27 protein-coding genes and 2 tRNA genes are annotated in these 24,171 nt (G+C 55.0%); 13 read left to right on the forward strand and 16 right to left on the reverse strand.

Going from position 1 to position 24,171, the window contains the following annotated elements; translation table 11 throughout:
- Window positions 1-28: 28 nt before the first annotated feature.
- Together ACOTYH_RS01040 and ACOTYH_RS01045 are read right to left on the reverse strand one after the other, a co-directional pair.
- Window positions 29-1,195 carry an MFS transporter gene (locus ACOTYH_RS01040; protein WP_017384607.1) on the reverse strand — a complete coding sequence of 389 codons (1,167 nt, stop codon included), beginning with the start codon at window positions 1,193-1,195 and terminating at the stop codon, window positions 29-31.
- 161 nt (window positions 1,196-1,356) lie between these two features.
- Window positions 1,357-1,446 (reverse strand): YnhF family membrane protein, encoded by a 90-nt coding sequence (locus ACOTYH_RS01045; RefSeq protein WP_003857632.1) that lies wholly within the window; start codon window positions 1,444-1,446, stop codon window positions 1,357-1,359.
- Window positions 1,447-1,743: 297 nt separating this feature from the next.
- Between ACOTYH_RS01045 and purR the strand changes: the two genes are divergently transcribed.
- Window positions 1,744-2,769 carry an HTH-type transcriptional repressor PurR gene (gene purR, locus ACOTYH_RS01050; protein WP_003857634.1) on the forward strand — a complete coding sequence of 342 codons (1,026 nt, stop codon included), beginning with the start codon at window positions 1,744-1,746 and terminating at the stop codon, window positions 2,767-2,769.
- 17 nt (window positions 2,770-2,786) lie between these two features.
- Here the strand turns inward: purR and punR are convergent, their stop codons facing one another.
- Window positions 2,787-3,698, reverse strand: a complete 912-nt coding sequence (gene punR / locus ACOTYH_RS01055; RefSeq protein ID WP_049012597.1) for a DNA-binding transcriptional activator PunR — start codon at window positions 3,696-3,698, stop codon at window positions 2,787-2,789.
- A gap of 112 nt (window positions 3,699-3,810) precedes the next feature.
- Between punR and punC the strand changes: the two genes are divergently transcribed.
- Both punC and cfa read left to right on the forward strand, forming a co-directional pair.
- Window positions 3,811-5,010, forward strand: a complete 1,200-nt coding sequence (punC, locus tag ACOTYH_RS01060) for a purine nucleoside transporter PunC (RefSeq protein ID WP_063933481.1) — start codon at window positions 3,811-3,813, stop codon at window positions 5,008-5,010.
- A 298-nt stretch (window positions 5,011-5,308) separates the two neighbouring features.
- A complete protein-coding gene (gene cfa / locus ACOTYH_RS01065; RefSeq protein ID WP_332945586.1) occupies window positions 5,309-6,457 on the forward strand; it encodes a cyclopropane fatty acyl phospholipid synthase in 1,149 nt (382 codons plus the stop codon).
- A gap of 31 nt (window positions 6,458-6,488) precedes the next feature.
- On the opposite strand, the gene ACOTYH_RS01070 is transcribed toward cfa, so the two are convergent.
- Window positions 6,489-7,130 (reverse strand): riboflavin synthase, encoded by a 642-nt coding sequence (locus ACOTYH_RS01070; RefSeq protein WP_015570688.1) that lies wholly within the window; start codon window positions 7,128-7,130, stop codon window positions 6,489-6,491.
- 225 nt (window positions 7,131-7,355) lie between these two features.
- On the opposite strand from ACOTYH_RS01070, the gene mdtK reads away from it, so the two are divergent.
- The 3 genes from mdtK to ACOTYH_RS01085 all read left to right on the forward strand — a co-directional run bounded on the left by mdtK (window position 7,356) and on the right by ACOTYH_RS01085 (window position 9,040).
- The gene (gene mdtK / locus ACOTYH_RS01075) at window positions 7,356-8,729 is read left to right on the forward strand and encodes an MdtK family multidrug efflux MATE transporter (protein WP_017384611.1); all 1,374 of its coding nucleotides are present in this window, start codon (window positions 7,356-7,358) and stop codon (window positions 8,727-8,729) included.
- A 153-nt stretch (window positions 8,730-8,882) separates the two neighbouring features.
- Window positions 8,883-8,959: transfer RNA gene (locus tag ACOTYH_RS01080), tRNA-Val, on the forward strand.
- Window positions 8,960-8,963: 4 nt separating this feature from the next.
- Window positions 8,964-9,040, forward strand: a tRNA-Val gene (locus ACOTYH_RS01085).
- Window positions 9,041-9,219: 179 nt separating this feature from the next.
- On the opposite strand, the gene ACOTYH_RS01090 is transcribed toward ACOTYH_RS01085, so the two are convergent.
- The 4 genes from ACOTYH_RS01090 to ACOTYH_RS01105 all read right to left on the reverse strand — a co-directional run bounded on the left by ACOTYH_RS01090 (window position 9,220) and on the right by ACOTYH_RS01105 (window position 10,770).
- On the reverse strand, window positions 9,220-9,690 hold the full coding sequence (locus tag ACOTYH_RS01090) for an Hsp20 family protein (protein WP_077580095.1): 471 nt from the start codon (window positions 9,688-9,690) through the stop codon (window positions 9,220-9,222).
- A gap of 172 nt (window positions 9,691-9,862) precedes the next feature.
- Window positions 9,863-10,063 carry a cell surface composition regulator GlgS gene (gene glgS, locus ACOTYH_RS01095; protein ID WP_026080713.1) on the reverse strand — a complete coding sequence of 67 codons (201 nt, stop codon included), beginning with the start codon at window positions 10,061-10,063 and terminating at the stop codon, window positions 9,863-9,865.
- Between the two features lie 179 nt (window positions 10,064-10,242).
- Entirely contained in the window at window positions 10,243-10,365 is a 123-nt protein-coding gene (locus tag ACOTYH_RS01100; protein WP_265342447.1) for a hypothetical protein, read from the reverse strand.
- Window positions 10,366-10,419: 54 nt separating this feature from the next.
- On the reverse strand, window positions 10,420-10,770 hold the full coding sequence (locus tag ACOTYH_RS01105; protein ID WP_421637511.1) for a hypothetical protein: 351 nt from the start codon (window positions 10,768-10,770) through the stop codon (window positions 10,420-10,422).
- Window positions 10,771-11,114: 344 nt separating this feature from the next.
- Between ACOTYH_RS01105 and ACOTYH_RS01110 the strand changes: the two genes are divergently transcribed.
- Window positions 11,115-12,710, forward strand: a complete 1,596-nt coding sequence (locus ACOTYH_RS01110; protein WP_160177015.1) for an FAD-NAD(P)-binding protein — start codon at window positions 11,115-11,117, stop codon at window positions 12,708-12,710.
- 28 nt (window positions 12,711-12,738) lie between these two features.
- Here ACOTYH_RS01110 and ACOTYH_RS01115 read toward each other — a convergent pair whose 3' ends face one another.
- Window positions 12,739-13,374 (reverse strand): carbonic anhydrase, encoded by a 636-nt coding sequence (locus ACOTYH_RS01115; protein ID WP_015570694.1) that lies wholly within the window; start codon window positions 13,372-13,374, stop codon window positions 12,739-12,741.
- Window positions 13,375-13,446: 72 nt separating this feature from the next.
- Window positions 13,447-14,229, reverse strand: coding sequence for an MBL fold metallo-hydrolase (locus ACOTYH_RS01120; protein WP_160177016.1), 783 nt, complete (start codon window positions 14,227-14,229; stop codon window positions 13,447-13,449).
- A 125-nt stretch (window positions 14,230-14,354) separates the two neighbouring features.
- On the opposite strand from ACOTYH_RS01120, the gene ACOTYH_RS01125 reads away from it, so the two are divergent.
- The gene (locus ACOTYH_RS01125) at window positions 14,355-14,495 is read left to right on the forward strand and encodes a hypothetical protein (protein WP_003857665.1); all 141 of its coding nucleotides are present in this window, start codon (window positions 14,355-14,357) and stop codon (window positions 14,493-14,495) included.
- A 58-nt stretch (window positions 14,496-14,553) separates the two neighbouring features.
- Here the strand turns inward: ACOTYH_RS01125 and ACOTYH_RS01130 are convergent, their stop codons facing one another.
- Window positions 14,554-15,960, reverse strand: coding sequence for a DUF1996 domain-containing protein (locus ACOTYH_RS01130; protein WP_063138751.1), 1,407 nt, complete (start codon window positions 15,958-15,960; stop codon window positions 14,554-14,556).
- A 144-nt stretch (window positions 15,961-16,104) separates the two neighbouring features.
- A complete protein-coding gene (locus ACOTYH_RS01135; protein ID WP_032619795.1) occupies window positions 16,105-16,272 on the reverse strand; it encodes a hypothetical protein in 168 nt (55 codons plus the stop codon).
- A 245-nt stretch (window positions 16,273-16,517) separates the two neighbouring features.
- Here ACOTYH_RS01135 and ACOTYH_RS01140 point away from each other — a divergent pair, with 245 nt between their 5' ends.
- From ACOTYH_RS01140 to ACOTYH_RS01155, 4 genes are read left to right on the forward strand one after another with little or no spacing between them, the layout of a single operon-like run.
- A complete protein-coding gene (locus ACOTYH_RS01140) occupies window positions 16,518-17,348 on the forward strand; it encodes an ABC transporter substrate-binding protein (protein ID WP_044488997.1) in 831 nt (276 codons plus the stop codon).
- A gap of 1 nt (window position 17,349) precedes the next feature.
- Window positions 17,350-18,165 (forward strand): amino acid ABC transporter ATP-binding protein, encoded by an 816-nt coding sequence (locus ACOTYH_RS01145; protein ID WP_015570698.1) that lies wholly within the window; start codon window positions 17,350-17,352, stop codon window positions 18,163-18,165.
- On the forward strand, window positions 18,165-18,911 hold the full coding sequence (locus ACOTYH_RS01150) for an amino acid ABC transporter permease (protein ID WP_063138750.1): 747 nt from the start codon (window positions 18,165-18,167) through the stop codon (window positions 18,909-18,911). Before ACOTYH_RS01145 ends, ACOTYH_RS01150 begins: the two co-directional genes overlap by 1 nt.
- On the forward strand, window positions 18,895-19,581 hold the full coding sequence (locus ACOTYH_RS01155; protein ID WP_015570700.1) for an amino acid ABC transporter permease: 687 nt from the start codon (window positions 18,895-18,897) through the stop codon (window positions 19,579-19,581). The genes ACOTYH_RS01150 and ACOTYH_RS01155 overlap by 17 nt, the downstream gene beginning before the upstream one ends.
- Here ACOTYH_RS01155 and fumD read toward each other — a convergent pair.
- The 4 genes from fumD to ACOTYH_RS01175 all read right to left on the reverse strand — a co-directional run bounded on the left by fumD (window position 19,562) and on the right by ACOTYH_RS01175 (window position 22,399).
- The gene (fumD, locus tag ACOTYH_RS01160; RefSeq protein ID WP_003857676.1) at window positions 19,562-19,771 is read right to left on the reverse strand and encodes a fumarate hydratase FumD; all 210 of its coding nucleotides are present in this window, start codon (window positions 19,769-19,771) and stop codon (window positions 19,562-19,564) included. The genes ACOTYH_RS01155 and fumD overlap by 20 nt on opposite strands.
- Before the next feature lie 108 nt (window positions 19,772-19,879).
- Window positions 19,880-20,692: a MetQ/NlpA family ABC transporter substrate-binding protein gene (locus ACOTYH_RS01165; protein ID WP_003857677.1), complete on the reverse strand. Its 813-nt coding sequence runs from the start codon at window positions 20,690-20,692 to the stop codon at window positions 19,880-19,882.
- A gap of 23 nt (window positions 20,693-20,715) precedes the next feature.
- On the reverse strand, window positions 20,716-21,384 hold the full coding sequence (locus ACOTYH_RS01170) for a methionine ABC transporter permease (protein WP_017384621.1): 669 nt from the start codon (window positions 21,382-21,384) through the stop codon (window positions 20,716-20,718).
- Entirely contained in the window at window positions 21,377-22,399 is a 1,023-nt protein-coding gene (locus ACOTYH_RS01175) for a methionine ABC transporter ATP-binding protein (protein WP_017384622.1), read from the reverse strand. Before ACOTYH_RS01175 ends, ACOTYH_RS01170 begins: the two co-directional genes overlap by 8 nt.
- Window positions 22,400-22,798: 399 nt before the next feature.
- Between ACOTYH_RS01175 and ACOTYH_RS01180 the strand changes: the two genes are divergently transcribed.
- On the forward strand, window positions 22,799-24,169 hold the full coding sequence (locus ACOTYH_RS01180) for a pyridoxal-phosphate dependent enzyme (RefSeq protein ID WP_047735033.1): 1,371 nt from the start codon (window positions 22,799-22,801) through the stop codon (window positions 24,167-24,169).
- The last annotated feature ends 2 nt before the right edge of the window (window positions 24,170-24,171 follow it).

Genomic DNA, 24,171 nt, shown 5'->3' on the forward strand with positions numbered 1-24,171 from the left:
AGAAGGGGCAGCCCTTCTGCGTTTTTGTTTATTCCGCCGTACACACCGCTTCAGGCTGTTTACGACCAGACATCATCACCAGCAGCAGGCCGAGTGCAGCAATGATCGCCCCCATCACCGGCACAAAGCTGTAACCCAAACCACCTGAGATCACCGCCCCGCCCGCTGCGGCACCCAGCGCATTGCCCAGGTTAAACGCACCGATATTCACCGACGAAGAGAGCCCCGGCGCTTCGTGCGCAACGCGCATTACGCGCATCTGCAACGGTGGCACCACGGCAAAGGTTGCGGCGCCCCACACCACCATGGCAATCGCGGCACCCACTTCGTTACGCGCCAGCCACGGAATCGCCACCATGATGACAATCAGCAGCGTTAAAAAACCTTTCAGTGTTCCACTGACGGAGCGGTCGGCAAATTTCCCGCCGAGATAGTTGCCAATCGAGAACCCGACACCAATTAGCACCAGCATCGCGGTAACAAAGAGTGGCGTTGCGTGGGTAATGTCGTGCAGCACCGGGGAGATATAGGTGTAGAGCGTAAACATCGCCCCGGCCCCCAGTACCGTGGTAAGCAGCGCGGACAACACCTGAGGACGCATCAGCACCGCCAGCTCTTTACGTACTTCCGGACGTTCTCCCGCACTTCCTTTCGGCAGTGAGAAGAACAGCGCAACCATCGCGACCACGCCCAGTCCGGCGGTTGCGAGGAAAGACATACGCCAGCCGATGGCTTCTCCCAGCCAGGTGGCAGCGGGAACGCCGCCGATATTAGCGATGGTGAGGCCCATGAACATAGTGGCTACCGCGCTGGCCTGCTTATGTTTTGGCACGACGCTGGCGGCAACAACCGAGCCCAGTCCGAAGAAGGCGCCATGGTTGAGGCTGGTCAGAATGCGCGAAAGCATCAGAGTGGTGTAATCGGGCGAAATCGCGGAAAGCACATTTCCGAGAGTGAAAATCGCCATCAGGAAAATCAGCGCATTGCGGCGAGCGCGGTGGGAAAGCAGCAGCGTCATCAGCGGCGCGCCCACCATCACGCCAATCGCGTAGGCGCTAATTAACATACCGGCCGCAGGAATTGAGACGTCCACACCCCGGGCGATAACAGGCAATAACCCCATAGGGGAGAATTCAGTAGTGCCAATCCCAAAGGCGCCAATCGCCAGGGCCAGCAGGGGAAAATTGATTTTCATGAAGAGACTCCGGATACCGTGCCATAACCCGGCACAGAACTAAGAAGTCAAAAGCATGACATCAATCACAAAAAATGAGAAGTTAACATTTTGGCAAAAGATTTTTGCCGGAGAGGTAACAATAGCGGCAAGAGAGGGAGAAGGTTCTCCCCCCTCCTGAATCAGTGCAGCGCAGCGGTTAAACCACCCGCAACAATCAGGGCAAGAACAACAATGGTGGTAAACAGCGAAAACTTCAGATCGGTACTCATCAATTTTTCTCCTTTTATTCACCCTACGAAAAGTGAGCTTGCTCATTTTTACACAGTTCAGGTCAAAAATCTTCCAGGATTTAAGCGGATATCCACTTTACCTCTTCCCCTTTTCATCAAGATAGGACAAAATTCCACGCTAAATTTATTAGCGTACCGGCCACTGACCCCCTCCTGACGTCCTGTGTCGTTTTCCCGGCGTGTCGCAACTCATGTTTGCGTGATAAGGGTGAGAGAAGGCAAACGTTTACCTTCAATTTTTTCAGGAGCTTAGGATATGGTCTGGAGTGACATTTAATGGCAACAATTAAAGACGTAGCAAAACGCGCAAACGTTTCCACTACAACCGTATCACATGTTATTAACAAAACGCGTTTCGTCGCTGAAGAGACGCGTAATGCCGTCTGGGCGGCAATCAAAGAGCTGCACTACTCGCCAAGTGCCGTCGCCCGCAGCCTGAAGGTTAATCACACCAAATCGATTGGCCTGCTGGCCACCAGCAGTGAAGCGGCCTACTTTGCTGAAATCATCGAAGCCGTTGAAAAAAACTGCTTCCAGAAAGGCTATACCCTGATTCTGGGCAACGCGTGGAACAACATTGAAAAACAGCGCGCTTACCTGTCAATGATGGCGCAAAAGCGCGTCGACGGCCTGCTGGTGATGTGTTCTGAATACCCTGAGTCGGTCCTTTCCATGCTGGAAGAGTATCGCCACATTCCGATGGTGGTCATGGACTGGGGCGAAGCGCGCGCAGACTTCACCGACTCCGTTATTGATAACGCCTTTGAAGGCGGCTACATGGCGGGGCGTTATCTGGTAGAACGCGGTCATCGTGAAATTGGCGTGATCCCGGGACCGCTGGAGCGTAACACCGGGGCTGGCCGTCTGGCCGGTTTCATGAAAGCGATGGAAGAGGCGCTGATCACCGTGCCGGAAAACTGGATTGTTCAGGGCGACTTCGAGCCGGAATCGGGCTATCGCGCCATGCAGCAGATCGTTTCCCAGCCGCATCGCCCTACCGCGGTGTTCTGCGGCGGCGACATCATGGCGATGGGCGCGCTCTGCGCGGCGGATGAACTCGGCCTGCGCGTCCCGCAGGATATCTCGGTGATCGGCTATGACAACGTGCGCAACGCCCGCTTCTTTACCCCGGCGCTGACCACCATTCACCAGCCGAAAGATTCGCTGGGTGAAACGGCCTTCAACATGCTGCTGGACAGGATCGTCAACAAGCGTGAACAGTCCCAGTCCATTGAAGTTCACCCGCGCCTGATTGAACGCCGTTCCGTTGCGGACGGTCCGTTCCGCGACTACCGTCGTTAATCACTTTACGGGACCAGCTATGCTGGTTCCCGCAACCACTCCCGGTTCAGCGTTTCGCTGTCGCCCAGATAATCCAGCAGCCAGGCCATGGCGGGCGAGACGTCGTTTTGCTGCCACGTCAGACAGCACGCGGCATCCGGGAAGGGGTTTTCCAGCGTCAAGGCCACCCACTCTCCCGCATCGATGCGCGGGCGCGCAAAATGCACCGGCACCATGCCAACGCACAACCCCGCGCTCAGACAGGTGGCCGACGACTCCCAGTCCGGCGCGACCACGCGGCGCTGATTATCCAGCAGCCAGGTAATGCGCTTGGGTAGCGAGCGGGAGGTATCTTCCAGCACCAGCGAGGGCCAGTTGCGTAAGGTGTCATCGCTCAGCGGACCTTCCAGCGCCGCCAGCGGGTGATCGCGTGCGACCACGCAGGTCCAGCTCAGCATGCCCATGTCGCGAAACGCGTAGCGCCCCCCAACCGGGATCGCCTGGGTTGCACCAATCGCCATCTCCGCCCTGCCGTCCGCCAGCGCATCCCAGACGCCGTTGAACACTTCCTGCGAAACACGCAGTTCGACGTCGGTAAAATGACGATAGAAATCGACGATCATCTGCCGGGTCCGTTCCGGCTTAACGATGTTATCCACCGCGATAGCGAGATGCCCGCGCCAGCCATTGGCGATCTGCTGGCACTGCTCACGGGTGATCTGCATTTTTTTGATAACAGACCGCCCTTCCTTCAAAAACCACGCTCCGGCAGGCGTGAGCTCCACGTCGCGATGGCGCCGCTCGAACAGCGGGACCGCCAGCCACGCTTCCAGCTGGCGCACCGTATAGCTGATAGCCGAGGGAACGCGATGCAGCTCCTGGGCGGCACCGGTAAAGCTGCCGTTACGCGCCACGGCATCAACCACTTCAAGGGAATAATCTGACCACATCTTTAGCCTGCAAATTTTTTGAATGCACCCGCCAAATATTAGCGTTTCACAAGCCGCTTTGCACTCCCTACACTCTGCGCCAACGTACACCTGCCTCCTCAGGAGAAAAAAAGTGCAACCCAGGAAAGGATTTTTAGTCTGGCTCGGCGGCTTAAGCGTGCTGGGCTTTTTGGCGACCGATATGTATCTGCCCGCGTTCGCCGCGATGCAGGAAGATTTGCAAACCCCTGCCGCCGCCATCAGCGCCAGTTTAAGTTTGTTCCTCGCTGGCTTTGCTTTTGCGCAATTGCTGTGGGGGCCGCTCTCGGATCGTTTTGGCCGTAAGCCCGTCCTGTTGTTGGGGCTGGCGATTTTTGCCGTAGGCTGTCTGGGCATGCTGTGGGTCCGCGATGCCGCCTGGTTGCTGGCGCTGCGCTTTATTCAGGCGGTCGGTGTCTGCGCCGCAGCGGTGACCTGGCAGGCGCTGGTGACCGATTACTACCCCGCCTCGCGCACTAACCGCATATTCGCCACTATTATGCCGCTGGTCGGCCTGTCGCCGGCGCTTGCCCCGTTACTGGGCAGCTGGATCCTGGCGCATTTCGACTGGCAGGCCATTTTCGCCACGCTCTTTGCTATTACGCTAGTCCTGATGCTGCCTGCTTTCGGGCTTAAACCTGCGCATAAAAAAGAGACACATCCGGACGCAAAGCCCATCACCTTTACCTCTTTACTGCGGTCGAAAGCCTATCGCGGTAACGTGCTGATTTATGCTGCCTGCTCTGCCAGCTTCTTTGCCTGGCTAACCGGTTCGCCGTTCATTCTGCATGACATGGGCTACAGCCCGGCGGCTATCGGCCTGAGTTATGTACCACAGACCATCGCCTTCCTGGTGGGTGGCTATGGCTGTCGCGCCGCGCTGCAAAAATGGGAAGGCCAACAGATGCTGCCCTGGCTGCTGGTGCTGTATGCGCTAAGCGTGATTGCGACCTGGGCTGTCGGCTTTATTCCCGGCGCCGGGCTTGCAGAAATTTTGATTCCGTTCTGCGTCATGGCGATCGCTAACGGGGCCATCTACCCTATTGTTGTAGCCCAGGCGTTGCGTCCATTTCCGCAGGCGACAGGCCGCGCTGCCGCGCTGCAAAATACCCTGCAACTTGGCCTGTGCTTCCTGGCAAGTCTCGTGGTCTCTGCGTTGATTGCAACCCCGCTGCTCACCACTACCAGCGTGATGCTGGTCACCGTTGCGCTGACGGGTTTGGGCTATCGGATGCAGTCTTCAGCCCATCGCGAGCAGAGTGAAAACGCGCAGACAGAAACGTCGCACGCCTGATTGCGCGGGAAACTATGTTAAATACCAGTGATTAGGTTGCTAACAATTTTCTGTTGAATCACCAAATTTTGCGGCCTATACTAAATTTGGTTCGATTAAATACGATAAATATTAAGTGTTAACGGGAGCCGGAGCGCTCCCGTTTTACCATGGAAGGCATTTCGGCAAGGGTTATCTCCCTTCCTCTGTTCTACGTCGGATATTAGCCTCGCGGGCATTTACCGTGAGATTTCTCACAAACCAAAAAAGCGTCTACGCTGTTTTAAGGTTCTGATCACAGCAAGGTGATGGAGAAGCTATGAGTTCATCGTGTATAGAAGAAGTCAGCGTTCCGGACGATAACTGGTCCCGGATCGTCAGTGAACTATTGGGACGTGCGGGCATTACGATTAATGGCTCATCCCCCTCCGATCCCCAGATAAAGCATCCCGATTTTTTCAAACGCGTGTTACAGGAGGGGTCGTTAGGGCTGGGTGAAAGCTATATGGACGGCTGGTGGGAGTGTGAGCGGCTGGATATGTTCTTCTCCAGCGTATTACGCGCCGGTCTTGAAAAACAGCTCCCTCGTCATTTCAAAGATACCTTACGTATTGCCTCCGCCCGCCTGTTCAATCTTCAAAGTAAAAAACGGGCGTGGATCGTCGGTAAAGAGCATTACGACCTGGGCAACGATCTGTTCAGCCGTATACTCGATCCTTTAATGCAGTACTCCTGCGGATACTGGAAAAAAGCGACGACCCTGGAAGAGGCGCAGCAGGACAAGCTGCAACTGATCTGCGATAAATTGCAGTTACAGCCCGGTATGCGTGTGCTGGACATCGGCTGTGGCTGGGGTGGTCTTGCCTGGTTTATGGCGAAAAATTACGGCGTCAGCGTAGTCGGCGTCACGATTTCCGCTGAACAGCAGAAGATGGCGCAGGAACGCTGTCTGGGTCTGGATGTTGATATTCGGCTTCAGGACTACCGCGACCTGAACGAGCAGTTTGATCGCATTGTTTCCGTAGGTATGTTCGAGCACGTGGGGCCGAAGAACTACAAGACTTACTTCGAGGTCGCCGATCGTAACCTGAAGCCTGAGGGAATTTTCCTGCTACACACCATCGGCTCTAAACGCACCGATAACAATGTGGATCCCTGGATCAACAAATATATCTTCCCGAATGGCTGTTTACCCTCTGTTCGCCAGATTGCGAACGCCAGCGAACCGCATTTTATTGTGGAAGACTGGCATAACTTCGGCGCAGATTACGACACCACTCTGATGGCCTGGCATGAACGTTTCCAGGCTGCATGGCCTGAAATCGCCGACAACTATTCGGAACGATTCAAACGGATGTTTAGCTATTATCTGAATGCCTGTGCGGGCGCGTTCCGTGCGCGGGATATACAGCTGTGGCAGGTGGTGTTTAGTCGTGGGATTGAGCACGGTTTGCGTGTGGCTCGCTGAAAAAATAACCCCGGTTAACCGGGGTTATTTTTTATTCTTCTTCCATGGTTTTAATTATCGCCGCCTCTTTCGCCGCCAGTACGCGCTCAACGGTATCCACGACCGCCTGGGTCTGGGGATCAATTTCGATATTTACGCGCTGCCCCAGTTTTTTTGCGCCAAGCGTAGTACGTTGCAGCGTTTCAGGAATTAAATGCACGCAAAAACGCGTTGGCGTCACTTCACCGACGGTCAGACTAATCCCATCGATGCCAATAAATCCTTTATAAAGGATGTATTTCATTAATGACGGATCCTGCACCTTAAACCAGATTTGACGGTTATTTTCCGAGGTCACGATTTTCGCCACTTCTGCGGTGGTCATAATATGGCCCGACATCAGATGCCCGCCAATCTCATCGCTGAATTTCGCCGCGCGTTCCACGTTGACGATATCTCCCACCACCAGCTCACCCAGGTTAGTGATACGCAGCGTCTCTTTCATTAAATCAAAGCTAATCTGGTTACCGTTAATTTCGGTCACCGTCAGGCAGCAGCCGTTATGCGCTATCGACGCCCCGGTTTCAATGCCGTCGAGCATATATTCAGGCAGCTCAACTACGTGAGTGCGGAAATTCGGTTTTTCATCAATGGACACCACTTTGGCAGTGCCCTGCACAATACCAGTAAACATGCTTACAGCTCCTGTTCATTCCGAACGGCGATGACACCGTATAATCCCACCACAATAACAGTTGAAAAAACAGGTTGCCAGTGATGCGCAATTTCTGGCGATTTTTTCACTAGATAATTAGTTAAACCCCGCTACAATAGCTGGCATCCCTCTGTTTTTTCTTCTTGCTGCCAGTAACGGCGGCCTTTTTAGTCTCTCAAATAACTACAATACAAAGGTGTTCACGTGCAGAAGTATATGATCGAAGCGCGTCAGTTATTGGCACTGGCCATACCGGTGATCGTCGCGCAGGTAGCCCAAACCGCAATGGGATTTGTGGATACGGTAATGGCCGGTGGTTACAGCGCCACCGATATGGCCGCCGTGGCGATCGGAACCTCAATCTGGCTTCCGGCCATTCTTTTTGGTCACGGCCTGCTGCTGGCGCTGACGCCGGTTATCGCGCAGCTTAACGGCTCCGGTCGACGCGACCGCGTAGCGCATCAGGTGCGCCAGGGCTTCTGGCTGGCCGGGGGTGTCTCCGTCCTGATTATGATCGTCCTGTGGAACGCCGGGTATATTATTCGCGCCATGCATAATATCGACCCGGCGCTGGCGGATAAGGCGGTCGGTTATCTGCGCGCCCTGCTCTGGGGCGCCCCCGGCTATCTGTTCTTCCAGGTGGCACGTAACCAGTGTGAAGGGCTGGCAAAAACCAAGCCGGGCATGGTGATGGGCTTTATCGGCTTGCTGGTGAACATTCCCGTGAACTATATCTTCATTTACGGTCATTTTGGCATGCCGGAACTCGGCGGCGTGGGCTGCGGCGTGGCAACGGCTGCGGTGTACTGGGTGATGTTCGGCTGTATGCTCACCTACATTAAACATGCGCGATCCATGCGTGACATTCGTAACGACACCTCGTTCAGCGCACCTGACTGGACGCTCATGACCCGTCTCATTCAGCTGGGGTTACCCATTGCGCTGGCGCTGTTCTTCGAAGTGACGCTGTTTGCCGTCGTCGCCCTGCTGGTCTCGCCGTTAGGGATTATTGATGTCGCAGGACACCAGATCGCCCTGAACTTCAGCTCTTTGATGTTCGTCCTGCCGATGTCCCTGGCTGCCGCGGTGACGATTCGCGTGGGCTTCCGTCTGGGGCAAGGCTCGACGCTGGACGCGCAAACGGCAGCCCGCACCGGCCTCGGCGTCGGCGTCTGCATGGCAGTCTGTACCGCGCTCTTTACCGTGCTGTTGCGTGAGCAAATTGCCCTGCTCTATAACGACAACCCGGAGGTAGTGACCCTGGCCTCGCATCTGATGCTGCTGGCGGCCATTTATCAGATCTCTGACTCCATCCAGGTAATTGGCAGCGGCGTGCTGCGTGGGTATAAAGATACGCGTTCCATCTTCTTCATCACCTTTATCGCTTACTGGGTGCTGGGTCTGCCGTGCGGGTACATTCTGGCGCTCACGGATCTGGTGGTGGATCGCATGGGGCCAGCCGGATTCTGGATGGGCTTTATCATCGGCTTAACGTCTGCGGCCATTATGATGATGCTGCGTATGCGCTTCCTGCAACGTCAGCCGTCTGCGGTAATTTTGCAGCGCGCTGCACGTTAATGACACAGTAGCCGCCGGCTGGCGGCTACTTTCTCTTCACTTTGCGCGGTAATGAAGCAATCGCGTGAAATCAGAGAGAAAAATGCATTTTCCCTCTTGCCACCTTGGGGCTGTGCCGCTAATATTCGTCCCCGTTGTCACCGACAACACAATGCGTTCATAGCTCAGTTGGTTAGAGCACCACCTTGACATGGTGGGGGTCGTTGGTTCGAGTCCAATTGAACGCACCATTCTGCGTCTGTAGCTCAGTTGGTTAGAGCACCACCTTGACATGGTGGGGGTCGATGGTTCGAGTCCATTCAGACGCACCAATCTGTTTTCTCGCACATTTCATTCCCGTTCAGCCTCATGCAGAGGCAGCAAACCTTTTAAGCACATCGAAAGTGACCTCCAGCCCGCGCATGCCGCGAAAGAGCGGAATGGCATAAGCCCCATCAGGTTAGCAAAACGCCCGGCGTTTGCCGGGCGTGAAAACAACGTCAATCAATGATTACGGCTTATGTTCAATCGCCGGGTTGTTGTTGATGGCGATGCGCTGCGGTTTCTCTTCTTCCGGGATATCCTGGTGTAATTCAATCGTCAGCAAGCCGTTTTCCAGCGAAGCGCCGGTTACTTTCACATGCTCCGGCAGACTATAGCTGGCCCGGAAGTCGCTGCGGCTGATACCCCGATGGATCCACCCTTCTTCGCCGTTTTCGGTTTTCTCTTCTTCACGTTTACCGCTGATATTCAGCTGACCGCCAACGGTTTCAATTTCCAGTTCGCTCTCTTTCCAGCCCGGCACGCTCAGCGTCAGTTCATAGCGGTTATCACCCACCCGCCGGATATTGTAAGAAGGCGTGGAGGGCAACGGCGTACTGCCGGTTAGCTGGCTAAAAAGGCGATCGATACGGTTAAAACGGTCCGCAAACAGAGAGTCGGAGAGATCGTTCAACATGGGAAAAGCTCTCAGAGTCATCATGTACCTCCTGAACAGTAAAAAAGAATATTCAAAAAGTTCATGTCTTACGGGCAGGTATTCCTTACCCGCTTTCTATATGAGGTTACCGCACAATATTTCAACCTCAGGAGCCTGCAAAATGTATCTGGAACCTAAAAAACGCAACGGGCCGTTAAGCCCGTTATTCGTTACATCATCGCAGTTCTATCACTCTCGCCCGCTCAGCCTGCTTTCGGTAGTGGTCATATCGCTCCCGGAACCATGCCTGCTGTTCATTACTCATATTGCCGGTCACGGCATCGATATCAACTGGCTGGCCCAGGGCGTACATACGGGCAAAACTGCGTGCCAGAAAATCAAAATTCTTTAATGCGTTTATATCTTGTCGCTTCATTAGCATATCCCTCCAGTCATTGTGATTACTGTTCAAGGTCATATGCTTTTCTGATCTCAGTATCCGCCTGAAAAAGATCGTTTTTTGAGCGATGCGTGCGCATCCATCTGCCAGTGTTCACATTTCAGGAACGACAAAACTCTTCAGCCCTGGTCATCATTTTCCCTCCCTTTTATCAATCATGCAGAAAACATAAACGCCAGCCATGCAGTAAGTTCGCCATGTAGCCGGAAGGTGCGAACGGCATGATTTAATGCCAGACGCTGTAACAGGTCGCCCAGCGCGTTCAGGTGGGTTTCCACCTGCAAGCGTCTTATCAGTTCGAATAACAGACAAAGAACGTTTACACTGGCGGATTAATACTGATTTCCTGAACAAACGGGTAAATGGGTGAATCCGGGCTTGTTGGCCATATAGAGAAGGGCGCATGTAGGTTGCCGCGGTTGTGTATCGAACTGCGCATTGTTTTCTCCAACACGCTGCTCCTGGCCTTTCACGGCTGTTTTCTTTTTCGTCTGCGCTTGCCTGGCGGAGGGGGAGGGTTTTACCTGCCGGGGCAGTTCGGAGGCACCATAACATGAACAGAATCGCTTCGACTGGCTCAGACTTCCGTCATTGCAGACAAAACGACCATCCGATGTACAGTGTGCTATGCCACCTTTTGAGCCCGAGCAGGGCTGTCTTCCACGGGCGGCATCAGCCTGCATGTTAAAAAGTACACTGACCGTAAGATGGAGAATTCTCCTGATAAAATCAGCTGGTTCTCCTCACTGACGCTGTGCAGGTCAAGCCCGCCGGCGAAGTTACCGTACTTTTTAACCCCCATCACATACAGATAATCGTTAAACCTGGGACCAAACAGTCTTTCCTTTCAGAAATCAGGCAGAATCATATCTAATCAGCCAGGGTCAATTGAATTGACCTTCCCATAAGTTCAGGAAGGGGCGCAACATCCCCTCTTCAAAACGTCTTAATTTTTTCCTTCATTGAATGATTTAACCTTTCTCCTGCTACGCTTATTTTATGGTTCAGAAATGCAGGAACGCTTTCGATGAAAAAAATCGCCATTATCGGCTCAGGTCCAACAGGGATTTATACCTTTTACTCACTTCTTAACAACGCAGCACCGCTTTCGATCACCGTGTTCGAAAAGGCAGACCAACCCGGTGTCGGGATGCCCTACAGCGACGAGGATAATTCCCGGCTGATGCTGGCGAACATCGCCAGTATCGAAATCCCGCCCATTTTTATTACCTACCTCGACTGGCTCAAACAGCAGAGTGCGGCCCATCTTGCCCGCTATAACGTCGATAGTGAGAAACTGCACGACCGGCAATTCCTGCCGCGTATTCTGTTGGGTGAATATTTTCACGATCGGTTTCTTGCCGTCGTTGCTGAGGCGAAAAAGTCGGGCTTTCATGTCGAGGTGCACCCCAACGCAGAAGTCACAGATATTAAGGCTGATGCAGACGGCGTGGCCCTTTCAGTGAACAATGCCCCTTTCTCAAGACGGTTTGATCTTGCGGTAGTCGCCACCGGCCACGTCTGGCCTGATGAAGATGAAACCACCCGCGCATATTTCCCAAGCCCATGGTCGGGGCTGATGGACGCGGAGGTCCGAGCCTGTGAGGTGGGGATCATGGGTACCTCCCTCAGCGGGCTGGACGCTGCAATGGCGGTTGTGATGCAGCATGGCCGGTTTAGCGGGGAGCAGTTCGTTGTCAATAAAGGCAGCGAAGGGCTAAAAATCACGCTGATGTCCCGCACGGGCGTTCTGCCGGAGGCCGACTTTTACTGCCCTATCCCTTATGAACCGCTGTCCGTGTTAACGGAGTCTGTGGCGGAAAGTGAAATCGCCAAAGGCCCGGACGGGCTGCTTGACCGCATCTTTGCGCTGATGGTGAAAGAGCTCGAGCTGGCCGATCCGCGCTGGTGCCAGGCGATATCGCTCGGTACGCTGAATGCCGACACGCTTCGTGATGTCTGGTTTGAGGATCGTAAAAAGCATGGCCCTTTCACCTGGGCCGAAGCGAATCTGAAAGAAGTGGAGCGCAACAAGCGCGAAAAACGCACCGTTGCCTGGCGCTATACCGTGCTTCGTCTGCATGAAGTGGTTCAGGCCATCGTCCCTTCACTCAGTGAGCGTGACAGAGAGCGGTTTAAATCCGGGCTGGAGCGTGTGTTTATCGATAATTATGCCGCCATTCCACCGCAGTCTATCCGCCGTTTACTGGCGCTGCGCGAGGCAGGGATCATTAGCGTGGTCGCACTCGGTGATAATTACGACCTGGATATCGGCAGCGATCAGACCGTCATCACCACGGCAGAAAAGCGTTACCGCTTCGACGTGTTTATTGATGCGCGCGGGCAAAAGCCACTCAGAAACAAGGACATTCCCTTCCCCACCCTGCGTAAACAGCTTGCGGAAACCGGCGATGACGTCCCGGACGTGGGGGAAGACTATACGTTGCTGGCGCCTGCATCACTGCGGGGGCGCATCGCTTTTGGGGCGATCCCCTGGCTGATGCACGATCATCCCTTTGTTCAGGGTTTGTCTGAGTGCGCTGAAATTGGTAAAGCGATGGCGAAAGCGGCTGGAAAACCTGCGTCGGGCGTGCGAAGGAAGTTACCATTCATGGAATTTTAACAGAGCTTCCCTGCCCTGCGGGGTCGGGTTACTCGAAGAAGACGTCCGGGTTTTCCGACAGCGACACGAACGATTTAGTGTTCTTGTCCAGGGCAAGGATTTTGCCGCTTTCGATGTCATATACCCAGCCGTGCAGGCGAATGGCGTTGTTGCGCAGGCCTACCGCCACCGACGGATGGGTCTTGATATTGCTCAGCTGCGCAAAGACGTTCTCCTGCACCATCGCATTCACCTTATCGATTGGCTTATCCCATGTTTTCTTCTCAACCACCGCTTTTGCCGCATCAGAATAGCGCAGCCAGTGGGAAACGGCCGGCATCGGCTCCAGATCGGCGTTGTCAGCAATCGCCTTCATTGCGCCGCAGTTGGAGTGGCCGCAAATAACGATATCGGTCACGCCCAGGGCAACAACAGCATATTCGATGGTCGCAGAGACACCGCCAGGCTCCGGCCCGAACGGAGGCACAATGTTGCCCGCGTTTCGAATGACAAAGAGCTGTCCTGGCTCCTGTTGCGTAACCAGTTCCGGAACCAGACGGCTGTCGGAGCAGGAGATGAACAGCGCTTTGGGATTCTGGCTGGACGCTAAACTACGAAAAAGCTCTTTACGTTGCGGGAAAATCTCTTTTTGAAAGCTGAGAAAACCTTCAATGATATGTTGCATAGCCATTTCTCTTTTATCTGTTTTAGTTTAGGTATGATCGCGATCACACTCGTAAAATTTAACCACCGCGCCTTAGCCGAGACAAGCAATATATTTCTGGCCCGACCGCTGCACGATCTCATCCGCGTTCGCCGGGATGTTCTGCCCTTCAAAGGCCCCGTACAGGCGCTGGTACGTTTTCCCTGTCAGTCGACCAATCACCGACTCAACGGTGCGGGCAGGCAGCGGCAGCATATTCGGATAACTCCACATAAACGACACGGCGTCCTTACCGGGCGTAACCTGCAAAATATCACCGGCCAGCAGCACGCCGTCGCCTGACTGCCAGTGCAGCACCGTGCCGCCGGCAAAATGCCCGCCCAGCCGCAGAAGAGTCACCAAAGGCATAATCTCCAGGGCGTCCTCCTCCCAGAAGCGTATCGCCGGGCTGTCACGCATCACCCACTGCCGATCGCTGGCGTGCAGGTAGATCGGTGCGTTAAACGCCGCGGCCCACTCCTGCATGGTGGTGTAGTAATGCGGGTGCGAAATCGCGATCGCGCTGATCCCCCCGAGCGCGTCAACTAAGGCTCTGGTCGCCGGGTCAAGATTGGCGATGCAGTCCCACAGAACATTGCCCTGTGGCGTACGCAGCAGAAGCGCCCGCTGGTTGATGGCAAAAGAGGGAACAGTTTTGATGCTGAACAGCTGCGGCTCCAGCTGTTGCCATTTGTTGGTGTGCGTGGTCGTAAGGCTGTCGAAGTCCGTCCATGTCTGGCCCGTCACCGGGACATACTGGCGCTCATCGTCGCAAATCGGGCAGTTTTTGGGCTGTTTATCGTAAGCGGTACCGCAGGTTTTACAGAGTGTAATCATCGGCTTTCCTCAGCAATAAATCACTGAGTATGGCAGGGATTATCCATATGTGCTGAGGGGTGCCTGGCCCGCTTTTTTTGACTTATACTATGCCAGTATCAAAAACTTAATAACGCAGGTGGCACATGGAAATTGATCTCGATAACTTAGTCTTTAACGGGCTGGATGAAGCAGAAGAGCGCAACGCTGAACGTCTCGACGATGCGGATAAAAAAGCTCAGGCGATTGTCGCCGATGACGACTGCGGCGATGCCTGCAAGATCTGAAGAAAAAGCACCGGGCTCCCCGGTGCTTTTTTTTATGAATGCCTTTTGCTACCCGCTATCAGATCTCCGGCGTTTTGCTAAACCCGGTCAGCATCAGGATCAGGCTTTGGGGAGATGACCCCGTCTCAAACTGATAGTGATTTCCCTGACGATCGCCGCCGATATACCACGAAATGTCGGTTTTCCCTTCTGCCAGCGCCTTGCGCACCGCTTTATCCACGTCCACCATCCGGTATTCCCGGGATTGGTTCAGGTACACCACCGCATCCGAGCGATAGTTGCAGGACGGTCGTGACTGCCAGCTCACGGTGGCCGGTTCCCAGTCGTTACTCGCCGGATAGAAGAAGATTTGATCCGCGCCGTCAGTTTCCACTTTCCCGCCATAAATTCTCACGCGGTATTTAAACTTGGCAGGATCCTGTCCGACAGGCAGCGGAGGGATGTTGAACTTCACCAGCGACAATGTTTCGCTGTTTTTCGTGCGTCCACCGTTCTTCCAGTTATCCTGCACCAGTAAGACCTGGGGATCGGGCTGTGAAAGTGCCGGTTCCATGCTGCTGAGCCAGACGTTAGCCTTCGCTTTTGAATAACCATACGGCACGGTGGTGCCGCAATCCATTCCCCGGTTCATGCACAGGTCGGTCATAAATCGCGCGGCATCTTCCGTCCAGCCGTTCATGAAGTCAGCATGCGCCGTATACAGGCTCCCCCACCGCTCTTCACGCTCACTGCCATGCATGATGGGGTCGAGGGAAAGCTGGACTTTGCTGGTATCCAGAGAGCTAATTGTCGGAAGCACGTACGCAATATTCATGTTCACCGTCGGGATCTTCACCGGGAAGGCGGACGGACACTGTCCTTTCGTATCGTAGGTGGCGTTAGCCAGGCCGTGGGCGGGCTTCAGGTTGACCCCGTCCCAGCAGTTCGGGAACTGAATGCCGATATTAAACTGCACGGCATCCTTCGCCTTGCGTAAGCCGCAGACTTCACCCGTTCTGGTGGTATAGCCCTTACCATTGGCGCATAAAAAGGTGATATGCGGATTTGGCGCGGTGCCATGATGATCGCCCGCCAGCAGCGACAGCCCCGGCGGAAACGGATGAAGCGGCCAGGCGTCAACGTTCGATGCCTGATAATAGGTTTTTTGATAGGCGGGTTTGACTACCGTTCCGTCCGGCAATTTTAGCGACGGAGCCCAGTAGGCCGAGCTGTCTGCTTTGTTATCGCAGGTGGTCTTTTCCTGGGTACGCAGAGATTCACGGCTGGAGTAAGCATCCGCGTGCACGTTACCAAAAAAATCGTGCAGCATAGCCTCATTGGGCATGCCGAACATCATAATGGCATCATCGCCGAGGGTGTGGGAATAACTGCATACAACATGCGCCTGTGGACCAGCGTGTACCGCCTGCATGGTAAGCAGAAGTGCGGAGGCAGAAAGCGCGGGGGTTAATACTGTCCGTTTCATTATTATCTCCATCTGTGAAAGGAGATAGTGGTAACAAAACGGCCATCATTTACCGAGGATTAGCCTGGGTATTTTTCCCTTCATCCTCGCTTTACAGACACCACGCACAGCTCATTCCAGTACATTTCGCGCGTCCGGCGCAGTTCAGCGTGACGTTTTATCATGGAACCACTCCGGGTCGATGTTGGCTACGTCCACGCCATACAGGCTGGCGACAGGTAGTATTGACTCAAGAACACGTTGCGCGCTGTTCTCCGCATTCATTGGTCGGGGCGCAAATAACCGCCGTAACGTGCTTATCCATTTTTTCATCGTCATTACCCTTCTCGCTTAACCTGTCCTCAGTTAAACACCCAAATTGCGCCCGGGGGAAATATCAAAATCCACTGTCGATGTGCAGGATCTGCAAATAGCGCCCCGCCGTCTGCTCTCTTCTTTAACACCTTGTTCACTCATGCTTTTTTTCTCATAGCAAAGAACGATTTCTTATTTGGCGATAGCTTTCCCTTATGGGAGCGTAACGGGGTAAAACAAAAACAACGGGATGGCGTATGACTATGGCTGCAAAAATGAAAGGGTTTAAAAAACGGGCGCAGGTTCTGGGATTAGTGGCAGCCTGGGGCCTGGTTTCAGCGCAGGCGCAGGCCGATCGGCTGGCGGATATCAAGGCAGCAGGCGTGGTGAAAGTGGCCACGTTTGATGCCAATCCACCCTTTGGCTCGATTGATGCCAAAACGCATGAGATAGTGGGTTACGACGTGGACTTCGCCAAAGCGCTGGCGAAATCGCTCGGCGTAAAGCTTGAACTGGTCGCCACCAATCCGGCTAACCGTATTCCGCTGCTACAGTCCGGAAAAGCGGATCTCATCGTGGCGGATATCACGATCACTCCGGAACGCGCACAGGTCATTGATTTCTCAACGCCTTACTTTGTCACCGGCCAGCAGTTCCTGGTTCCGGCAAAATCACCGGACAAGCTTGATGACTATAGCCGGGCACGCATTGGCGCCGTAAAAGGTACGACGGGTGAACAGGCGCTGCACCAGCGTTTTCCGCAGTCCCGCGTCCTCTCTTATGATGATATTCCGCTGGCGCTGACGGCACTGCGCAATGGCAACGTGCAGGCCATTACCCAGGACAGCACCATTCTGGCCGGTCTGCTGGCGCAGGCGCCGGATAAAGCCGACTTCAAAATCCTGCCCGACCTGCTCAGTAAAGAAGAGATTGGCGTGGGGGTGAAAAAGGGTGAAACGGCGCTGCTGAAAGCCGTTAACGATGAGCTGGTAACCCTGGAGAAAAACGGCCAGGCGGCAAAAATCTATGACGTCTGGTTCGGTCCAGGCACCCCAGCTCCACAGCCTCGTAACTTTAAAATAGAAGCCCGGTAATATGCTCTCAGGTTTATTTTCACGCTCCGCGGCCAATGCCGCGGATTTTTCACGTCTGGAACAGGCCAGCGTTGAGTTTCGCCATGTGGACAAACGCTACGGCGACCATCCGGTTTTAACCGACATTAACCTCACCATCATGCCGGGTGAAGTGGTTGCCATTCTCGGCCCTTCGGGTTCCGGAAAATCGACCCTGATTCGGCTTATCAACCAGCTTGAGAGCCTGAGCGGCGGGGAGATTCTGATCGACCACAAGCCGACCGGACAGCTTTCCGGCAGCAGGCTACGTCAGTTACGCAGCCGCGTCGGGTTTGTGTTCCAGCAGTTCAATCTCTATGCCCACCTTACCGCCAGTCAGAACATCACCCTGGCACTGGAGCACGTTCACGGCTGGAAACCCCTGCCCGCCCAGGAGCGCGCGCTGGCGCTGCTGGAGAAGGTCGGCATGCTGGAGAAGGCGCACCGCTTCCCCGCTGAACTTTCCGGCGGACAGCAGCAGCGCGTGGCGATTGCCCGTGCTCTGGCCTCGTCGCCGCAAATCATTCTCTTTGACGAGCCGACGTCGGCACTCGACCCGGAAATGATTGGCGAAGTGCTGTTTGTGATGAAAACCCTCGCCCACAGCGGGATCACTATGATTGTCGTTACCCATGAGATGCAGTTCGCCCGGGAAATTGCCGATCGAATCGTCTTTATCGACGGCGGAAAAATTCTGGAAACCGCGCCCCCGGCGCAATTTTTCAATCAACCGTCGCATCCCCGTGCGAGGCGTTTCCTGCAAAAAGTGCTGGATCCGCTGCATCAGGAGCAACTGTAATGCCCGCTCTGGACTGGCAGGGGGTGCTGGCCGGACAGCCCCTGCACTGGATCCTCTCCGGATTTCTCACCACTCTGTGGGTGACGCTGGCGGGGATTATGCTGGCCAGCCTGCTCGCCTTGTTCTTTATGCTTTTGCGGCTTTCCGGGGGAAGTTTCGGGATATTGATCGTCAGCGGCTGGGTATCGCTGTTTCGCAATACGCCGCTGCTGGTACAGCTGCTGTTCTGGTATTTCGCCGCCTGGAACGGGTTGCCGCAGGGGCTGCGTGACGCGGTGAACGCAGACCACAGCTGGTCCATTTTACCCGGTGACGTCTGGTGGTTTACGCCAGAGTTTTTATGCTCCGCCTGGGGGTTAGGCGTCTTTACCTCGGCGTTTTTAATTGAAGAAGTGGAATCGGGGCTGCGTTCCGTACCTGCCGGGCAACGGGAGGCGGCGCTCGCTCAGGGATTTTCCTCATGGCGTCTGTTTCGCTACATTCTTCTGCCACAGGGGCTCGCTAACGCGTGGCAGCCCGTCGTCGGCCAGTACCTTAACCTGATGAAGCTCTCCTCGCTCGCGAGCGGGATTGGCTTCGCCGAACTGACCTACCAGGTCCGCCAGATAGAAAGTTACAACGCCCATGCACTGGAAGCCTTCACCGTCGGTACGGTGCTCTACTTGCTTACCGGGATGGTGACGGGAAGCGTGCTGGTGCGCCTCGGCCCCCATTCAGGGAGGAAATATCATGATCCCCGGATTTAACGTTATTGTCGAAAACCTGGATTATCTGCTTTGGGGACGTGCGGCTGCGGGAGAACCCGGCGGCGTACTGCTCTCACTGCTGATGGCCGCAGGCGCCGCCGCGCTTGCCCTGCCCGGCGGGATTGTGCTGGCTTGCGTCGCCTGGCGCTATCCCGGCGTGGTGCGCAGTGCGCTGTTTGCGTGGGCAGAGTTGATTCGCGGGATCCCCCTGATCTTCGTGATATTCTGGATGTGGTATCTGCTGCCACTGATAACCGGCAGGGATCTCCCGGGCGCGACGACCGTCACGCTGGCGCTGGCCTGGTTTACCGCGGCTGCGGTGATGCATTCGGTGTTAGCCGGACTGAGAGCTCTGCCGTCGGGCCAGAATGAGGCCGCGCTTTCTCAAGGGTTCAGTACGCAGCAAACGCTGTGGCGCGTGCTGCTGCCGCAGGCGCTGAGAAATATTCTGCCGTCGCTGGTGGGGATTTTTATCAGCCTGCTGAAGGATACGTCGCTGGCGTTTATCGTGAACGTTCCTGAACTGACCACGGTGGCGGGACAGATCAACAACCGGGTGCAAATTTACCCGGCGGCCATTTTTATCTTCACGGGTGTAATCTATTACCTGCTCTGCTGCTCGCTTGAGCTGCTCGCGAAGCGCTGGCGCGTCAGCCGGCCAGCGCTTTAACCACCGTTTCCATCGCTTTGGTGGTCAACTCACTGCGCTTAACGCGCTGGTTCGCCAGCGCGGTACGCAGAACGCCCGCAATGACAATATGTTTCGGCTCCTGCCCTAAATCACGCATTTCGAGAACGACCTTGCCTACCACCCGACACATCTCCTGGTAAAGCGCTTCGTCTTTGGTCACATTGCCCATTGCCATCACTCCGTTGCCCTAAACCGTCAGCTTAAATCATTCGTCGGCTGGATACAAAAAAGAAGCCCGGCGTGTAGTTCGCCGGGCTTCGTCTGGAAAATCAGGAGATTAGTTGTTTACCGGGATGACCGCGCCTTTGTATTTGGTGCGGATCCAGTCCTGGATCTCTTTGGAGTGCAGCACGTTCACCAGCGCGACGATATCCTTCTTCTTCTCGTCACCGCGATGAACGGTAATGATGTTGGCGTACGGGTTATTCTCACCGCTTTCAACCGCAATTGGATCGTGCACCGGATCCAGACCGGCATCAATTGCGTAGTTGGCGTTGATCACCACCGCAGCACCTTCGTCGTTGTTGTACATCTGCGGCAGCAGAGATGCCTCGACGTTAGGGGTGAATTGCAGCTTTTTCGGGTTCTCCACGATATCGCTGATGCGCGCGGTCACTTTATCGATGCCTGGCTTCAGCTTGATCACGCCCTCTTTTTCGAAGATGGAGAGAATACGCCCTTCCTCGGAAACCGCATCACGCATGATGATTTTGCCGCCTTCCGGCAGATCCTTCAGCGATTTGTATTTTTTCGAATAGATACCGATCGGCTCAATGTGGATTGCGCCCGCACTGACAAAATCATAATCCTTATCGCCCGCATGATCTTTCAGGACGCTGTTCAGGTAAGGGATGTGCTGGAAATAGTTGGCGTCAATGTCATGCCCCGCCAGCGCCGTGTTTGGCAGAATGTAATCCTGGAACGGTTTAATCTCCAGATCGATCCCCTGCTTCGCCAGAATCGGCTTAGCCTGCTCCAGAATTTCCGCGTGCGGGGTGTTGGACGCCCCCACGGTGAGCGTGTCCGCCCAGGAGGCAAAGCTCAGGGCACTCAGGGTTGCGGCGGCGATCAGTGTCAGTGTCTTTTTCATGATGTGGTTCCTGTGTGTATTTATTAGCGTTTATCTAACAGTGAAGTAATGGCATCGCCGCAGAACTGGATAATGAACACGATGATCAGAATGGTCACCGTTGCCACCAGCGTGACGTCACCATGGTTGCGCTGGAATCCTTCCAGATAAGCCAGATTTCCCAAACCGCCGGCACCTATCACCCCTGCCATTGCGCTGTAGCTCACCAGCGCAATCAGCGTCACCGTCATACCTGAAACCAGTGCGGGTGAAGATTCCGGCAATAAAACCCGAAACACTAACGTGCTCAGCCGCGCGCCCATCGAACGCGTGGCCTCAATGACTCCTTTGTCTACTTCTCGCAAGGCAATCTCGACCAGACGGGCGTAGAACGGCGCCGCGCCCACAATCAGGGCGGGCAGCGCAGCGTTAGCGCCGAGAATGGTCCCCACAACGGTCTTGGTGAACGGGATCAGCAGAACGATGAGAATGATGAACGGAATCGAGCGGAACACGTTCACCACAATCGACATCACGCTGTAGACCGTGCGGTTGTGGAATAACCCGCCGCGGGCGGTTAAAAACAGCGCCAGACCGAGCGCGATCCCCAGGACAAACGTCGCCACGCCGGAAAGCGCGGTCATGTAAAGCGTCTCCTGGGTTGCAGCCCAAAGCTGATCCCACTTCAGGTGCGGAAAGAGTTCTTCAGCCATGCTTGATTACCTCGCCTTCAATATCGCTTTGCTTCAGGTCGGCGAGGATATTGTTCAGTTGTTCGTCCGATGCCACCACGTGCACCCAGAGCTGCCCGAAAACACCGTGGGCGGTTTGCGTCATTTTGCCGTGCAGGATGTTAAACGGCAGGCCGTAGCGCAGGGTCAGTTCACCGACGATCGGCCTGTGCGTGCTGTGCCCGGTGAAGGTCAGCCTGATCACCGTGCCTTCCAGATCGTTTGCCAGTTCGGTATTGAAGGTCTCTTCCTCCGCGTACTGGCTCACCTGGCGGACAAACTGCCGGGTGATCGGCTGCTGCGGATGCGTAAACACGCTCAGCACGTCCCCCTCTTCCACCACCTTGCCGTTTTCCATCACCGCCACGCGGTCGCAGATTTTGCGCACCACGTGCATCTCATGCGTAATGAGTACGATGGTCAGGTTAAAGCGACGGTTAATGTCCAGGAGCAGATCGAGGATCTGATCGGTGGTCTGCGGATCCAGCGCCGAGGTGGCTTCGTCACACAGCAGTACGTCCGGATGATTGGCCAGCGCGCGGGCAATGCCCACACGTTGTTTTTGCCCGCCGCTCAGCTGGGATGGGTAGGCATTCTCGCGCCCCTTCAGGCCGACCAGCTCCACCAGCTCGGCAACGCGAGCCTGAATTTGCGCTTTTGGCACACCGGCAATTTGCATTGAAAAGGCGATGTTTTCCTTCACCGTGCGCGACCAGAGCAGATTAAAGTGCTGGAACACCATGCTGATTTTCAGGCGTGCCTGACGCAGCGCTTCTCCCTTAGCGGCGGAGATATCCTGACCGTTAATGGTGACGCTGCCGGCGCTGGGCTTTTCCAGACCGTTTAGCAGACGGATCAGCGTACTTTTCCCGGCCCCGCTGTAACCGATGATCCCGTAAATCTGTCCCTGCTCTATCGTCAGGTTGACGTTATCAACGGCTGTCAGCGCCTGTTTCCCGTTGTCAAAAACCTTCGAAATATTGCTGAGTACAATCATTCTTATTCGTTATCCGTTTCGCTTATAGCGGTTTAGCAGTATGGATGTCCAAAAGATAGTAAACAGCCGTTATCAGCTTTTAAATGACCAAAAAAGAATTTCTTATAATGCTCAGGAATAAGCAGCGAACTGGCGGGTGAAAAGCATTTAGATGAATATCAGCAATAATTATCTGCCATTTGCATATCAGGTCTTACTCACCCGACGAAATCGGCTAATTTTGCAGCACTTTATGCGGATATAGCCATCCTCACATCCGGACAACTTTACGTCTTGCTGTCTTTCCATCTGAAAACACAAGGATTATTCCTTTCCGTTCTAAAACTCAGTGAAAGGTTCTTTATTGAGAAAATTTCATGGTTCTATCATCCGGTCATCACCTCTTCACAGGACATGACCATGACGCTTTACCACTCCGTCACCGAACTGATTGGCCGTACGCCGCTCATCCAGTTGCACAAGCTGGACACCGGCCCCTGCTCGCTGTTTCTGAAGCTGGAAAACCAGAATCCCGGCGGCTCGATTAAAGACCGCGTCGCGTTGTCGATGATTAATGAAGCCGAGCGTACGGGCCAGCTACGACCCGGCGGCACCATTATTGAAGCCACGGCGGGGAACACCGGCCTGGGGCTGGCGTTGATTGCGGCGCAGAAGGGCTACTCGCTGATCCTGGTGGTGCCGGACAAAATGAGCCGCGAGAAGATTTTCCACCTGCGCGCGTTAGGGGCGCATGTCGTGCTGACCCGTTCAGATGTGAATAAAGGGCATCCGGCCTACTACCAGGATTATGCCCGGCGGCTGGCGAACGAACTGCCAGGCGCGTTTTATATTGATCAGTTCAATAACGCGGCCAATCCGCTAGCGCACCGCACCACTACCGCACCGGAACTGTTTGAACAGCTTGACGGCCAGATCGATGCCATCGTCGTCGGCGTGGGGTCCGGCGGTACGCTGGGTGGCTTACAGGCGTGGTTTGCAGAACATTCGCCGCAGACGGAATTTGTGCTTGCCGATCCGGCCGGGTCGGTGCTGGCGGACCAGGTTGAAAACGGACGCCATCACGATGCCGGATCGTGGCTGGTTGAGGGGATTGGCGAAGACTTTATCCCTCCGCTGGCGCACATCGAAGGGGTTAACCGCGCCTGGCGCATTACCGATCGCGAGGCGTTCACCACCGCCCGCGATCTGCTAAAAACGGAAGGGATCCTGGCAGGCTCCTCCACCGGCACGCTGCTGGCGGCGGCGCTGAAATATTGCCAGGCGCAGACTACGCCAAAACGTGTGGTCACCTTCGCCTGCGACAGCGGCAATAAATACCTCTCGAAGATGTTCAACGACGACTGGATGCGCCAGCAGGGGCTGATTTCGCGTCCGCAGGCAGGCGATCTCTCGGACTATATTGCCCTGCGCCACGATGAAGGCGCGACGGTGACTGCCGCCCCGGACGACACGCTTTCCACCGTGCTGGCCCGCATGCGCCTGTACGACATCTCCCAGCTGCCGGTGCTCGATAACGACAAGGTCGTCGGCATCATTGACGAGTGGGACCTGCTGCGACACATCGGGGGAGATGCCGATCGCTTCTCACTCCCCGTGACGGCAGCCATGACGCGTCAGGTCGAATATCTGGATAAGCAGGCCCCGGAGAGCGCCCTGTACGCCATCTTTGACCGTGGCCTGGTGGCGATTATTTATGACGAAGATCGCTTTCTGGGTCTGATCACACGCAGTGACGTACTCACCGCCTGGCGTAACCGCCTGACAAAATAAAA

It is taken from the genome of Enterobacter cloacae complex sp. SHL001 (assembly GCF_049236825.1).
Classification (GTDB): Bacteria; Pseudomonadota; Gammaproteobacteria; order Enterobacterales; family Enterobacteriaceae; genus Enterobacter; species Enterobacter hormaechei_C.